This is a genomic window from Methylobacillus methanolivorans (genome assembly GCF_054588515.1).
Genome location: NZ_BAAILT010000004.1, coordinates 367,595 through 381,460, shown reverse-complemented (window position 1 = coordinate 381,460; position 13,866 = coordinate 367,595). Strand labels below are relative to the sequence as shown.

Sequence of the window (13,866 nt, the reverse complement as noted above, 5' to 3'; positions counted from 1 at the left end):
CCTGATTTGATCAAGACGATGATGAGCAACTCAATACGGGAGGAAGATGGCTCAAGCTGCCATCAGGCAACAACCAGGCCACAGGCTTGATACGGTTATCCACCCTGCATGCGTCAATATAGCCTATTGAGCCTGGTGTTTCTGCGACGTAACGCAGCATAGCCTCCTGTGTGCGTACGACATGTGGAGGCGAGGTACCGTGAAAATACAGCGCGTTCCAGTACTCCACCTGATCTTCCGGAACACTATCGAGAATGAGCTGCGAGAAGCGCTGGCGCAAGGCGCTTTCCGGACCCAGGTTAACAGGCTCTATGCGCTTGCCATTGCCCCAATAGAGCTTCTTTCGCCAGAACACCAGCGCCAGCTCTGCCTTGCTGAAGGCATGCAGATTCTGCTCCTTGGGCACGATCACGGCAATCGTTGCCACTTCTGCCGCCATTGCAACAGGCAACAACAAGTGCAAACCCAGGCAAAGAAATAGCCAGCGCATCAGAACAGGATCGCAAACGAAGCCATGAAACCCTTGGGAGATTCAAGACGCTCTTGATCCCCCCCGACATATTCAAGCTTGAGTATTCTTGATGGCAAAGGCCGCCAGGCAGCCCCCACGACCCAGCGCTCGCTAGAGCCCTCCGCGGGCCGATTGAAATTTTCGACACGGCCAATCGCAAACCAGTGCTTCTGCAACGGAGCAACCACTTGCAGATAGGCACCACTGCCGCCTTCGTGCCCATTGGTATAGAACCGTTGCAGCGTTTCTCCACTGAATTCCCAGCCCTTGTGCTGCACCATGAAATCCAGCCCCACCATGCGATACCGCGTGGCACTGTAACGCAGGTCCTCCGCCGTCTCCAGTAATGACAAACCCCAATTGAATTTGCCCGTGATCTCGAAACGCATGCCCTTGCTATCCTTGTAGGGAATGCTGTCATCACGGTCACGATGCCTTTCCTGCACAGCTTCCATGAAGAATTTGTATTCAAAAGCCTTATCAGAAAAAGGCGCAGCGCCATACACCATGAAACCATTGACCGCTTCAGGAAACAAGCGACTGGTCACCAACGGGCGTGATGATGTCCAGACCAACGGTGCTGCATGCACCACGTTCCAGCGCCCGGTCGGCGTCAGGAAACGGCCACTACGTAAATTGAGCTTTTCAGAGAGGTTGTAATCGAGATAAAAACGCTCGACATCAAAATAGGAATCTCGCCCGGTCGTGCCTTCGCCGCTATACCAAGTCAGTGGTTTTTCCACCTCAAGTTCGGAGAAAAAGCGCAGGCGACCACCATTATCCCAGGTGACAAACAAACTCACTTCATTCAAGCGGGCATCGGCCTTGCCACCAGGATGTAGATTGATACCGGCACTGGAATAGCCGCCCAGTTTGAATCCATCGAGAAATCCAGGCTGGGTATCGGCCTCATCTGCCGCAGCTGCAATCTTGCAGATACTCAGGCTCAAGGCTACACTGGCTACAAGAAGCAAGTGCATAATGCGCATGTTTTTCTCCGGACAAACCACCTGTGATTCCAATCAGGCCTACACCCTTAACAGATCGCCAGAGCATGAGCTTCTGGATTTCCCCCAATAGCGCGCATTCTCGCACTGAATGATATGTGGCGAAAAGCGCTATCTATCCGGCATTTATTGCTATTCGCCTTCCTGTTGGCGGTGCTGCTACCTGCCATATTGATCACCGGCCTGGCGTTCTACGAAGCCAGGAGCGCGCTCAAGAGCGCCATTCAGAACGGCATGCAGACGCAGACCACCGCAACGGCCCTGGAAATCGACCGCATGATGTTCGAGCGCTTGCAAAACGTCAGCTCCTGGAGCGAGCTCGATGTCATGCAGGATGCGCGTATCGGCGATATCGACAAACGCCTGTCGTCCTTCCTGACCGAGCTCAAGGATAGCTACTCGGATATTTACACCGAGCTTTACGTGGTGAATCGTCAAGACATGGTCATTGCGGCCAGCAACCCGGCGCGCCTGGGGACATTTGCGCCCAGGCTCAAGCCTTGGTTGCACACTCTCATCCAGCACAAGATCATCAAGCTCGGCCAGCTTGAAGGCCACCGTTTACCTATCTATACCGACATTAACGACGACTTCAATGATGACAAACTCTTAGGCACCATCGTTGTAGTATTCAACTGGCAGCAAATTGAACAAATCCTGCAAAGCGGCATTTCAGGCCGTAGCGCGGCAGCCTTATTTGCACAGGACAAGCTGATTGCAGCGACAGATCGCTGGGCTAAAACGCAGAACAACAGGCGCTTGATCGCAAATGCCACCGCTAGTGGCTACGAAGGTTATCGTGGTTTTAACTGGCAGGTCAGCATTGCACAGAACCGTTCACAAGCGCTTACTCCAGTGCGCCAGATGGCTTATATCTTTGCTGGCCTGCTGCTTGTCACAGTGCTATTGGCCACTGTGATTGCCATACCGGTAGCACGTGCCATTACCCGTCCTGTCACACGCCTGACCGAGTTTGCCACCCGTTTTCTGCGCAATCCCGATGCCTCACTGCCTCCCGCAGGCGGCCCGGAGGAAATTGCCGAGATGTCTCGTGCCTTTGCCAAAATGATGGAGGATCTTGACCACTCCAAGCAAAGCCTGACCAGGGCAGCAAAACTTGCAGTTGCCGGAGAAATGGCAGCAGCCATGAGCCATGAGGTGCGCACACCGCTAGGCATATTGCGCTCATCCGCCCAGCTATTACAGCGCGATACCAGCCTTGCCCCTGAAAGCCAGGAAATTTGTGGTTTTATCATCAAGGAAACCGAGCGGCTCAATAAATTAGTCAACACCTTGGTCGACTCCGCCAAGCCGCGCCACCCTGAGCTGGTACCATCGAACATCACTGAACTGGTGACAATGTGCGCTGGAATGATGCGTAGCCAGGCTGCAAAGAAAAATATTGAAATTGTCCTGCAGACCAGTACGAGCATTATCTGTGAGTGCGATGACGAGCAAATGACCCAAGTCATGCTCAACCTGCTGCTCAACGCCATACAAATCCTGCCCCCAAACGGCAAGATCACGATTCATCTTGAGGAATCGCAAACACAGGTTGTCATTGCAGTCTCTGATAATGGCCCTGGCGTCACAGCTGAACACCGGGAACAGATTTTCGATCCCTTCTTCTCGCAACGAAATGGCGGCATCGGCCTGGGGCTGGCGATTGTGCGCCAAATCATCCTGGCCCATCATGGCAGCATTCATGTTGAACCCAATGATCATCAAGGCGCGACTTTCGTTATCCAGCTTCCGCGCAATGGAGTGTAAACCCGCATGAGCAAACTCAAGAACATCCTCGCACTGGACGATGAACCCAGTATGCGCCGCCTGCTGGAAATCAGCCTCAAACAAGCAGGCTATCAGCCGGTGCTGGCAGAAAATGGGCGCGAAGCGCTTGATATCTTGCGTCAAGGCGGCATAGATTTAGTGATCAGCGACCTGCACATGCCTGTGATGGACGGCCTGAAACTACTAGCCACCATGCAACAGGAAGGCATTGATGTCCCCTCCATTATCGTCACCGCACAAGGGGAAATTTCTACCGCAGTAGAAGCCATGAAACTAGGCGCATCTGATTACATCCTGCGCCCTTTCGACCTCAGCACGCTGGAAATCGCCATTGAGCGCGCGCTCTCATTGAGCCGACTAAAACTGGAAAATCGTTATTTGCGGGCTGAAGCCAGCCAAGATACCCAACTGATCGGTCAAAGCCCGGCGATGCAGAAGCTACAGCAGTCCATCAGGCAAGTCGCACCAGAAAAAGCCACCACGCTGATCGCAGGCGAGACCGGCACAGGCAAGGAGCTAGTCGCTCAAGCGATCCACCAGCTTTCACCACGCAAGGATGCCCTGTTTGTTGCCGTCAACTGTGCGGCCATTCCCGGTGATATGTTGGAATCTGAGCTATTTGGCCACGAACGCGGCGCTTTTACCGGCGCAGTGAAAAACCGTATCGGCAAATTCGAGATGGCTGATGGCGGCACATTATTCCTTGATGAAGTCACGGAAATGCCTATCGGGCTACAAGCCAAGCTACTGCGCGCCTTACAGCAAGGGGTAATTGAGCGCCTGGGCAGCAATCGCAGCATCCCGGTGGATATGCGCGTGGTAGCTGCAACCAACCGCGATCCATTGCAGGCCATTGCCGATGGAAAATTGCGCGAAGACCTGTATTACCGCCTCAATGTATTCCGCCTTGACTTGCCGCCATTGCGCGAACGCAAGAGCGACATCCCCGCACTGGCCACCCATTTTCTCAAGCCTCGTGGACTCAGCCTGGATGACTCGGCAGCACAAACACTGCAAACCTATACATGGCCAGGAAATATCCGTGAACTACAGAATATCCTGGAGCGGGCCGCTATCATCTGCGGCGGAAATACCATCAGCATTGAGCACCTGCCCACAGACATCACACAACACACCACGCTAGCGACCACTACCACCGTTGTTCCAGAGACAATGACATTAGCCACTAAAGCGAATATGTCATTACCTATTGCCACGGAAACCTTGGAAAAAGATATGATCCGCGTCGCCCTGCAACAAACTAAGGGTAACAAAAGCAAGGCAGCACGACTACTTGATATTAGCGAACGCTCACTATGGTATAAGCTCAGCCGCTACAAGCTAGAAGACAACACCGACCAAGAAGGCCCGCTGCCAGACTAAGCGGCAAACTCCCTAGAACTTGAAACTCTGCCGTGGCAGGCTATAATCGGCAGACTGATAGCCACGCGATGGATAATGTGATGCACCATGATGTAGAACAAGCACGCTTCAACATGATAGAGCAGCAAATCCGCCCCTGGGAGGTACTGGATGGCACAGTACTTGACCTATTGGGCCGAGTACCTCGCGAGGCCTTCGTGCCTGCCCAATATCGCGGGCTTGCATTTGCCGATATCGAAATTCCCCTGGGTTTTGACCAGACCATGCTCTCACCCAAGCTTGAGGGCCGTATTCTACAAGCCTTGGAAATTCAGCCAGGTGACAAGGTATTGGAAATCGGCACGGGCAGCGGCTATTTCACCGCCTTGCTTGCTTCGCTGGCAGGCGAAGTACACAGCGTGGAAATCAACGCAGAACTTAGCCATCAAGCCCAAGCACGACTGACAGAACAAAATATCCACAATGTCACTTTGCATGTTGGCGATGGTGCACAAGGCTGGCCTGCACAAGGCCCATATGATGTGATTGTGTTTACCGGCTCGCTCGCACTACCGCCACAAGTAACAGAACAACTCAATATTGGTGGGCGGTTATTTGCCGTCGTAGGTGAAGCTCCCGTGATGGAAGCGATTATTTCGCGCCGCATCAGCGCTGATAGCCTACGTCAGGATGTGATTTTCGAGACTTCGCTCGCACAACTGGAAAACGCCCCTCAGCCTGAGAAGTTCAGCTTCTAAATACCACTATTCCTGCCTTAAGGGCAGGCAAACGTATTCACGATCAAACGGGAGCCATCACTCCCGTTTTCTTGAGATTCATCCTGCTTCCCCCACAAGGCTATCGTTAGCATGATCAGGTCTGACGTAATCACTTTGCGTTAACGCTTCTATTCAAATCTCAAAGATTGACACCGTTAAGTTAACAGTGTTTAATCATTCCCCATTGATTACTTCTGCTGTGAGCACATGCCCCCAAGAGTCAAGACCCCGCAAGAACGCGACCAGCTCAAGAAGCTGATCCTTGATGCTGCGCGTCAATTATTCGTGGAACGGGGCATCGAAGCCGTATCGATGCGCGAGATTGCCAAGCGGGTGAACTATTCCCCCACGACCATCTACCTCCACTTTGTCGACAAAAACGACTTGCTGCAAACCTTGTGCGACCACGACTCCTTGGTATTGGCCCATGACTTGCACCTCATCACGACCAATCCCAACCCAGATGGTATCCAGCAATTGCGGACGCTATGTCTGGCGTATTCACGCTATGCACTGACCTACCCCAACCATTACCGCTTCATGTTCATGATGCCCAAGCCCCATCAAACCAAGGAAAACTCCAGGCTACATCACGGCAATATTGAGCAGGATGCATATGCACTGCTACGCTCTACAGTCCAACAAGCCTTTGAACAAGCGGCATTCCGCCCGGAACTCGATAATATTGATCTGATCGCCCAGACTCTCTGGGCTGGGATTCATGGCGTATGCGCACTGGAAATCACCATGGCATGTGACGAATGGATAGCATGGCAACCAATAGAACACCGCATTGCACTGATGCAAGACAACATGATCAGGGGCCTGATCAAATCTCAACCTACGTAATAGATAAACCTATGTTGCCAAGACCCTCTTACAGACCTTGCAGCCCCTGGCTCGTTACCCTGGCATTGCTTGCCCTGACAGCCTGCCAGAAACCCGCGCCTGAGACACCACCTCCGCGCCCAGCGCTAGTCATGCAGCTTGGCAATGCGCATGGCATAGACGATGGGCAATGGCTGACAGGCGAAATACGTCCGCGCTACGAATCAGCACAAGGCTTCCGTATTGCAGGGAAGATCATCCAGCGCCATGCGGAAGTCGGAGACCATGTCCGCAAAGGCCAGCTACTGGCCCGGCTGGATCCCGAAGACAACCAGCTTTCACTCGCCTCGGCACAAGCAGCCCTGCGTGCAGCAGAAGCACAACTCGCACTGGCACAGGCGGATAGCAAACGTCAGCGCCAGCTGTTCGAGCAGCGCTTTATCTCGGCCGCCGCCCTGGATTCGGTGGAGACTCGCCTGCAATCCACAAGCGCCCAGGTGCAGCAGGCGCAAGCCCAGGTCAAGGTTGCCAGCAATCAGGCGCAATACACATCCTTGCTCGCAGAACGTAATGGCGTTGTCACCATGATTGACGCGGAGCCAGGCCAGGTGGTCAATGCAGGGCAAGTTATCGCCAGGGTCGCGGTACCAGGGGATTTGGAGGTACAAATCCCTATTCCAGAATCGCGCATGCATAGCCTACATACCGGCGACCCTGCCAGCATCCGCCTTTGGGCAAACCGCGATCAGTCCTATCAGGGACGCATCAGGGAAATTGCCCCGGCAGCAGACCCTGCCACCCGCACCTTCCGCACCCAGGTCACCCTGCTGCAACCCGATGACAAAGTGCAGATCGGCATGACAGCTGGCGTGAGGCTGGATGATCAGCAGCCAGGATTCATGGTGCCCAGCACAGCGGTTTCACAGCAACATGCCCAGCCGCAAGTCTGGATCGTGGATGCCAACCATCAAGTCCACCCTGCTCCAGTCAGCATAGGCAGCTATAGCGAGCAGGGCGTCAGCATCACCTCTGGGCTCAAGGGTGATGAAACCATCGTGGTCACGGGTGTACATACTTTGACCAAAGGGCAAGTCGTCACTCCGGTCAATACCGAGGTGAATCAATGAGCGAACAGCGCCAGCGATTCAACCTCTCCAACTGGGCGCTGCACCACCGCAGCCTGGTGCTCTACTTCATGCTGGTACTCACCATCGCTGGCATGTTGTCCTACACCAAGCTTGGGCAATCTGAGGACCCGCCTTTTACCTTCAAGGTGATGGTCATACACACCATCTGGCCAGGTGCCAGTGCCCATGAAGTGGAGCTACAGGTTACCGACAAGCTGGAAAAGAAACTACAGGAACTCCCTTACCTTGATATCCTGCGTAGCTACTCCCGCCCAGGCGAATCGCTGATTTTCATCCATGCTGAAGACTCGACGCCACCAGCCAGCGTACCTGACCTTTGGTACCAGGCACGCAAGAAAGTCAGTGACATTCGCCATACGCTGCCTGAAGGCATCCAGGACCCTACCTTCAATGACGAATTTGGCGATGTGTATGGCAACTTGTATGCCTTGCACGGCGATGGTTATGACTATGCTGAACTGAAAAAGCAAGCAGAGGCAATCCGTGCCGAACTGCTCAAGATCAAGGATGTTGCCAAGGTTGAGTTTTTTGGCGAACAATCACAACGTATCTATATTGAACTCTCCAACGCCAAGCTGGCGACACTGGGCATCAGCCCTAGCACCCTGCTGGAAACACTACAACAGCAGAACCAGGTGAATAGTGCCGGTGCCTACGACAGCGGACCGGAACATATTCGCTTTGCAGTAAGCGGTCGCTTTGACCGCCTCGACAATCTGCGTACCCTGAAACTACGCGCCAATGGTAACGAATTCCACCTGGGGGATATCGCCAAGATCTATCGCGGATTCGAGGACCCACCGTCTTCACGCATCCGCTATATGGGTAAGGAAACCTTGCTGATCGGCGTTGCCATGCGCCATGGCGGCGACATCATTCAACTGGGAAGGTCGCTGGACGACACTACTGGCCTGATTCGTAGCCAACTACCGGTTGGGCTCAGCCTTGATACTGTTTCCTCACAGCCTAGGGCAGTCATCCACTCGGTGAATGATTTTGTACACTCGCTCGCCGAGGCACTCATCATCGTGCTGGGTGTCAGCCTGTTGTCTCTTGGGCTACGCACCGGTATCGTCGTCACCATCGTGATTCCGGTCGTGCTCGCCGTCACTTTCCTGTTCATGGAGATATTTGGCGTCGGCCTACACAAGATTTCGCTCGGCGCATTGATCCTTGCGCTGGGACTACTGGTCGACGATGCCATTATTGCCGTGGAAATGATGGCATCCAAAATGGAACAAGGCTGGGAACGCATGAAAGCAGCCTCATTTGCCTTCACTTCAACCGCCATTCCCATGCTATCGGGCACGTTGGTCACCGTTGCAGGCTTCTTGCCAATCGCCACCGCAGCTTCCGCCACTGGCGAGTACACCCGTTCCATCTTCCAGGTATCGGCCATTGCATTGCTCGCCTCCTGGGTGGCCGCCGTGATCTTTGTACCCTATCTGGGCTACTACCTGTTGCCTGACTACCGACAACAAGCGAATCAGCCGCCATCCCGCCTTGCACGCTGGCTGCAACGTGTTGCGCCCAAGTTAAGCCAGCGCATGCAAGCACGCAGGGCACAACACTTACAGCATATGGCTGCTGGTGAACATGCCAACATTTATGATTCCCGCTTTTACCAGCGCTTGCGTACACTTATCACCCAATGCGTACGCCACCGATGGATCGTCATTGCAATTACCGCTACGTTATTCATTGCCTCACTGATTGGCTTTGGCTCGGTACAGCAACAATTCTTCCCGGATTCCACTCGCCCAGAACTCATTGTCGACCTGCGCCTTGCCGAAGGCTCCTCCTATATCGCCACGGATGGCGAAGTAAAGAAACTGGAGCAATGGCTACAACAACAATCCGGCATTGAGAATTATGTCGCCTACATCGGCAACGGCAGCCCACGCTTTTACCTGCCACTGGATCAACAACTAGCGCAACGCAGCTTTGCCCAATTCGTTATCCTGACCGAAGGCAATGGCGCACGCGATGCCCTGCGCAACAAACTCACCCACCTGTTCGAGACCGATTTCCCTGCGCTCAGAGCCTCGGTACTGCGCCTGGAGAACGGGCCCCCGGTTGGCTTCCCTGTGCAGTTCCGCGTCTCAGGCCCCGATATAGACAACATTCGCGATATCAGCCATCAAGTGGCCGACATCATGCGCCGCAACGCTTATCTCACCAATGTGCAGCTGGATTGGGAGGAGCCGGGCAAAGTCATGAAGATTGAAGTAGATCAATCCAAGGCCAGGTTGCTCGGCGTAAGCTCGGCCGATATTGCCAACGTGGTCAATGCCGCGATGCGCGGGCTCTATGTCACCGAGTTCCGTGATGGCATAGAGCGTATTGACCTCGTATTGCGTGGCGACAGCATGGAACGCACACATCTATCGCACTTGCCAGAACTCATGGTGCCCACCTCCAGTGGTAGCAGCGTACCGCTCTCGCAATTGGCCAGCATCACCCCCGGATTTGAAGATGCGGTCATCTGGCGCCGCAACCGCACGCCGACCATCACTGTACGCGCCAACCTGATTGGTGACTTGCAGGCTCCCGTGGTATCAGCGCAGGTTGAAAAACAGCTCACTACCATCCGGCAGCACCTTCCATTGGGTTATCACCTGGAAACCGGTGGTGCCGTGGAAGAATCTGCCAAAGGTGGGCAATCCGTTGCTGCCGGCCTACCGCTGTTCATTTTTGCCGTGCTGACCATCCTCATGCTGCAATTGCAAAGTTTCTCACGCACCTTGCTCGTCGTCCTCACTGCCCCGCTAGGCCTGATCGGCGTCACGATTGCCTTGTTGCTGTTCAACAAGCCTTTCGGCTTTGTCGCCATGTTGGGCACCATTGCCCTCTCGGGCATGATCATGCGTAACTCGGTGATCCTGGTCGACCAGATCGAGCAGGACAAGCGTGACGGCAAGCCGGAATGGGAAGCGATCGTCGAATCGGCAGTACGCCGTTTCCGCCCCATCATGTTGACTGCAGCAGCAGCCATCCTGGCCATGATACCGCTCACCCGCAATACCTTCTTTGGCCCCATGGCAGTCGCGATCATGGGTGGATTGGCCGTGGCAACGGTGCTGACGATATTGTCACTGCCCGCACTATATGCCGCCTGGTATCGGGTTAGAATGCCGGACAATCACCCCAGGGCCGGGCTTTAACAGAATTTCCAGAGATGACCACCATGAGAGTTGCGCACATTCATTTCATCATCGTTACACTGATCGGCTTGATGTCATATCAAGCACAGGCTGCCGATGGGCAAAATCTGCTTGATATCTATAACATTGCCTTGACCAATGACCCAACACTGGCTGCGGCCCGTAGCGGCAATCTGGCAATGCAGGAGAAAATCGAGCAAGGCAAGGCGCTCTATCGACCCAGTGTCAACTTCACGACCGATGCCAGCCGCTCTGAAACCGACATTCGCTATCTCGGCAACAACGCTATTTTCCGCAATGCTGGGCGAGAGTCTTTTGACACGTTTGGCATGGGTGTCAATTTCACGCAGCCTATCCTGCGCAAAGAAAACTGGGTACAGATGAAACAGGCTGAAACCCAGGTTTCCCAAGCAGACAAGCAGTTAATGCAATCACAACAAGACTTGATGCTGCGGAGTGCGCAGGCTTATTTCGATGTCTTGCTTGCCCAAGACCAGATCGACCTGATCAATAGCCAGAAGGCGGCAATTTCCAAGCAGCTTGAGCAGGCCAAAGCCAATTTCGAGGTGGGTACAGCGACCATTACCGATGTCAATGAAGCCCAGGCCAGGTTTGACTTGCTCAGGGCGCAGGAGATCACGGTGCTGAATGATTACGAAGTCCGCAAACGTGCCGTACAGGCGATCATTGGCCGCCTGCCTGCGCGGTTTGCCACTGTGCGCCAGGACTTGCAAACACGGCCTCCAGCGCCACTGGAGATGGAGCAATGGGTGGGCCTGGCCAAGGAAAACAACCTGGCGATTAGTATTCAGCAGGAAGCGCTCCGCCTTGCCACACAAGAGGTCGAGCGCATGAGTGCCGGGCATTGGCCTACGCTTGATATGGTCGGTAGCTACACCGACACCCGCGCCAGCGGCAGCCCCAATGGCTTCGGTAGCGATTTGCAAAACGCAACCATCGGCCTCAGGTTGAATATCCCACTTTATCAGGGTGGCGCCATCAGCTCACGCGTGCGCGAAGCGATTGCCAATCAGCAAAAAGCGCAAGACGAAGTAGAAGCCGCACGCAGGAAATCAGAACTGGATACGCGCCAGGCCTACCTCAACCTCACGGGCAGCGTGGCCCAGGTGCATGCTTACGAGCAAGCGCTCAACTCCAGCCAGAGCCAGCTTGATTCTACCAACCTCGGCTATGAAGTCGGGGTGCGCAATAGCGTCGATGTATTGAATGCCCAGCAGCAATTATTCAGCGCCAAACGCGACTTGCTACAATCGCGCTATAACTACCTCATGAATGTGTTGAGACTCAGGTATGCGGTGGGCTTGCTAAACGAAGCCGACCTCTCTGAAGTCAATGAGCGTCTGGTGTTGACCAGCCAAAGTACGCACTAAAGGTGCCATCATGCCAGCCACTGATTTAGCCAGCCGCCCCTTGAGCCAGCTTGTCATGATTGATGTGCAGGAGAAACTTGCCGCCGCCATGGCTGAGGATCAACTGGCGACATTGGTACGCAATAGCGACATTCTGCTGCAAGCAGCGCAATTGCTCGATGTACCGGTGATTTACACCGAACAATATCCCAAGGGCCTGGGCCATACATTGACGGGTTTGCGTGAGAAGCTATCCAGGGCGACTCGCGTCGAGAAAACAGCTTTTTCCTGCTTTACCGTGCCTGAGTTTCGAGCAACATTGAAGACTGACAAACCACAGATGGTATTGCTTGGCATGGAAGCCCATATCTGTGTATTACAAACCGCCTTACACCTACAACAAGCGGGTTATCAGGTGATGATTGCAGAGGATGCTGTGTTGTCCCGCAACCCTGCCAATAAGGCCAATGCACTGGCAAGGCTGCGTCACGCCGGAGTCATCATCAGCAATACGGAATCAATTGTATTTGAATGGGTAGGCATTGCCGAGGGTGAAGCATTCAAGACGATCTCACGCCTGGTGCGGTAGGTAACGGGCCACCATATCAGCAATCCGCTGTGTCGCACCGCCAGCGCTGGCGCTGAATTCCAGCGCCTTCCAGCTCATGGCCTGCCTCAACTCCGGGTCACCGAACAAGCGTTGTAAAGCCCTGGCAAGATCTGCCACATCCTGCACGCGCCACGCCGCCTTGGCTGAAATTGCCATCTCGGTGGCTACAGCAAAATTAAAGGTATGCGGGCCGATCAACACCGGCTTGCTCATCGCCGCCGCTTCAATCAGGTTCTGCCCGCCCAAAGGCTGCAAGCTACCGCCGATAAATGCCACATCACACGCCGCATAATAGGCAAACATCTCCCCCATGCTATCTCCCAGCACGACCTGCACATTGGCTGCGACAGGCTCGGAGAGCCCCGAACGTCGGACAAAGTGGATGCCTCGACGCGTGAGCAAATTGGCGACCTCATCAAAGCGTTGCGGATGACGTGGCACAATCACCGTCAGCAATTGTGGCAGTTGCCCAGTAGTGATCGCATCCAGGATCATGGCCTCCTCGCCATCACGCGTACTAGCCGCCAGAAACACTGGACGGTTACGACCGAAATGTCCGCGCAACACCGCCCCCTGCTCCACCGCCGCCACTGGTGGCGTCACGTCAAACTTGAGATTACCCATCACCTCTACCGGCAACTCAACGCCATCAGGCTGCACTAGGGATTGCAAGCGCACTGCATCCTGGCTGGTTTGCGCGGCAATCGCGGTCAATTGCTGCACGCCATGGCGCACCACGCTACCAAGACGGAGATAACCCTGGGCGGACTTGGCAGAAAGTCGCGCATTCACTAATAAAATCGGAATGCCACGCACCTTGCAGCCAGCAATCAGGTTGAACCACAGCTCGGTCTCCATCAGCATGCCCAATTGCGGCTGAAAATGGTTGAGAAAGCGTGCCACCGCCCCCGGTGTATCATATGGTAAATAGCAGCGTAATACGCTATCGCCAAACAATTGCTCCCCAGCCTCTCGCCCGGTTGGCGTCGCATGAGTGATGAGTATCTGGTATTGCGGATAACGTTGCTGTAAAAGCTTGATCAATGGTGCCGCACCACGGGTTTCTCCCACGGAAACGCAATGCATCCAGATAATTGGCTTCGTGACTGGAAGACTGAAAAACCCAAAACGCTCCGCCCAGTGCTGCCGATACTCCGGCTGGCGTATGCCGCGCCATAGCAACTTGAACGGTACGAAGAGGATCAGGAGGTAAATCAGCAGGGTATAAATTAAGCGCGACATTAGGCGATTTTCGCATGAATACAGGGCATAATCACGCATCCTTGTGTCTGTAGT

General features: G+C 54.3%; 11 protein-coding genes. 8 read left to right on the top strand and 3 right to left on the bottom strand.

Annotation, left to right across the window (positions count from 1 at the left end):
• Positions 1–10: 10 nt before the first annotated feature.
• Positions 11–490, bottom strand: coding sequence for a substrate-binding domain-containing protein (locus tag LG202_RS11725; protein ID WP_230348557.1), 480 nt, complete (start codon positions 488–490; stop codon positions 11–13).
• On the bottom strand, positions 490–1,500 hold the full coding sequence (locus LG202_RS11720; protein ID WP_230348556.1) for a hypothetical protein: 1,011 nt from the start codon (positions 1,498–1,500) through the stop codon (positions 490–492). Before LG202_RS11720 ends, LG202_RS11725 begins: the two co-directional genes overlap by 1 nt.
• A 114-nt stretch (positions 1,501–1,614) precedes the next feature.
• Between LG202_RS11720 and LG202_RS11715 the strand changes: the two genes are divergently transcribed.
• The 8 genes from LG202_RS11715 to LG202_RS11680 all read left to right on the top strand — a co-directional run bounded on the left by LG202_RS11715 (position 1,615) and on the right by LG202_RS11680 (position 12,549).
• The gene (locus LG202_RS11715; protein WP_230348555.1) at positions 1,615–3,288 is read left to right on the top strand and encodes a sensor histidine kinase; all 1,674 of its coding nucleotides are present in this window, start codon (positions 1,615–1,617) and stop codon (positions 3,286–3,288) included.
• 6 nt (positions 3,289–3,294) lie between these two features.
• A complete protein-coding gene (locus LG202_RS11710) occupies positions 3,295–4,692 on the top strand; it encodes a sigma-54-dependent transcriptional regulator (RefSeq protein WP_230348554.1) in 1,398 nt (465 codons plus the stop codon).
• An 80-nt stretch (positions 4,693–4,772) separates the two neighbouring features.
• Positions 4,773–5,429 (top strand): protein-L-isoaspartate O-methyltransferase family protein, encoded by a 657-nt coding sequence (locus LG202_RS11705; RefSeq protein ID WP_230348768.1) that lies wholly within the window; start codon positions 4,773–4,775, stop codon positions 5,427–5,429.
• A 228-nt stretch (positions 5,430–5,657) separates the two neighbouring features.
• Positions 5,658–6,299, top strand: a complete 642-nt coding sequence (locus tag LG202_RS11700; RefSeq protein ID WP_230348553.1) for a TetR/AcrR family transcriptional regulator — start codon at positions 5,658–5,660, stop codon at positions 6,297–6,299.
• A gap of 11 nt (positions 6,300–6,310) precedes the next feature.
• Positions 6,311–7,405, top strand: coding sequence for an efflux RND transporter periplasmic adaptor subunit (locus tag LG202_RS11695; RefSeq protein WP_230348552.1), 1,095 nt, complete (start codon positions 6,311–6,313; stop codon positions 7,403–7,405).
• Entirely contained in the window at positions 7,402–10,590 is a 3,189-nt protein-coding gene (locus LG202_RS11690; RefSeq protein WP_230348551.1) for an efflux RND transporter permease subunit, read from the top strand. The genes LG202_RS11695 and LG202_RS11690 overlap by 4 nt, the downstream gene beginning before the upstream one ends.
• Before the next feature lie 14 nt (positions 10,591–10,604).
• On the top strand, positions 10,605–11,981 hold the full coding sequence (locus LG202_RS11685; RefSeq protein WP_230348550.1) for a TolC family outer membrane protein: 1,377 nt from the start codon (positions 10,605–10,607) through the stop codon (positions 11,979–11,981).
• Between the two features lie 10 nt (positions 11,982–11,991).
• Positions 11,992–12,549, top strand: a complete 558-nt coding sequence (locus LG202_RS11680; protein ID WP_230348549.1) for an isochorismatase family protein — start codon at positions 11,992–11,994, stop codon at positions 12,547–12,549.
• Here the strand turns inward: LG202_RS11680 and waaA are convergent.
• Positions 12,532–13,812: a lipid IV(A) 3-deoxy-D-manno-octulosonic acid transferase gene (gene waaA, locus LG202_RS11675; RefSeq protein ID WP_230348548.1), complete on the bottom strand. Its 1,281-nt coding sequence runs from the start codon at positions 13,810–13,812 to the stop codon at positions 12,532–12,534. The two genes, LG202_RS11680 and waaA, sit on opposite strands and share 18 nt — an antisense overlap.
• Between the last annotated feature and the right edge of the window lie 54 nt (positions 13,813–13,866).

Coding starts and splice junctions, on each gene's coding strand:
- LG202_RS11725 (WP_230348557.1), bottom strand. CDS start 490: ATGCGCTGGCTATTTCTTTGCCTGGGTTTGCACTTGTTGTTGCCTGTT.
- LG202_RS11720 (WP_230348556.1), bottom strand. CDS start 1,500: ATGCGCATTATGCACTTGCTTCTTGTAGCCAGTGTAGCCTTGAGCCTG.
- LG202_RS11715 (WP_230348555.1), top strand. CDS start 1,615: ATGTGGCGAAAAGCGCTATCTATCCGGCATTTATTGCTATTCGCCTTC.
- LG202_RS11710 (WP_230348554.1), top strand. CDS start 3,295: ATGAGCAAACTCAAGAACATCCTCGCACTGGACGATGAACCCAGTATG.
- LG202_RS11705 (WP_230348768.1), top strand. CDS start 4,773: ATGCACCATGATGTAGAACAAGCACGCTTCAACATGATAGAGCAGCAA.
- LG202_RS11700 (WP_230348553.1), top strand. CDS start 5,658: ATGCCCCCAAGAGTCAAGACCCCGCAAGAACGCGACCAGCTCAAGAAG.
- LG202_RS11695 (WP_230348552.1), top strand. CDS start 6,311: ATGTTGCCAAGACCCTCTTACAGACCTTGCAGCCCCTGGCTCGTTACC.
- LG202_RS11690 (WP_230348551.1), top strand. CDS start 7,402: ATGAGCGAACAGCGCCAGCGATTCAACCTCTCCAACTGGGCGCTGCAC.
- LG202_RS11685 (WP_230348550.1), top strand. CDS start 10,605: ATGACCACCATGAGAGTTGCGCACATTCATTTCATCATCGTTACACTG.
- LG202_RS11680 (WP_230348549.1), top strand. CDS start 11,992: ATGCCAGCCACTGATTTAGCCAGCCGCCCCTTGAGCCAGCTTGTCATG.
- waaA (WP_230348548.1), bottom strand. CDS start 13,812: ATGTCGCGCTTAATTTATACCCTGCTGATTTACCTCCTGATCCTCTTC.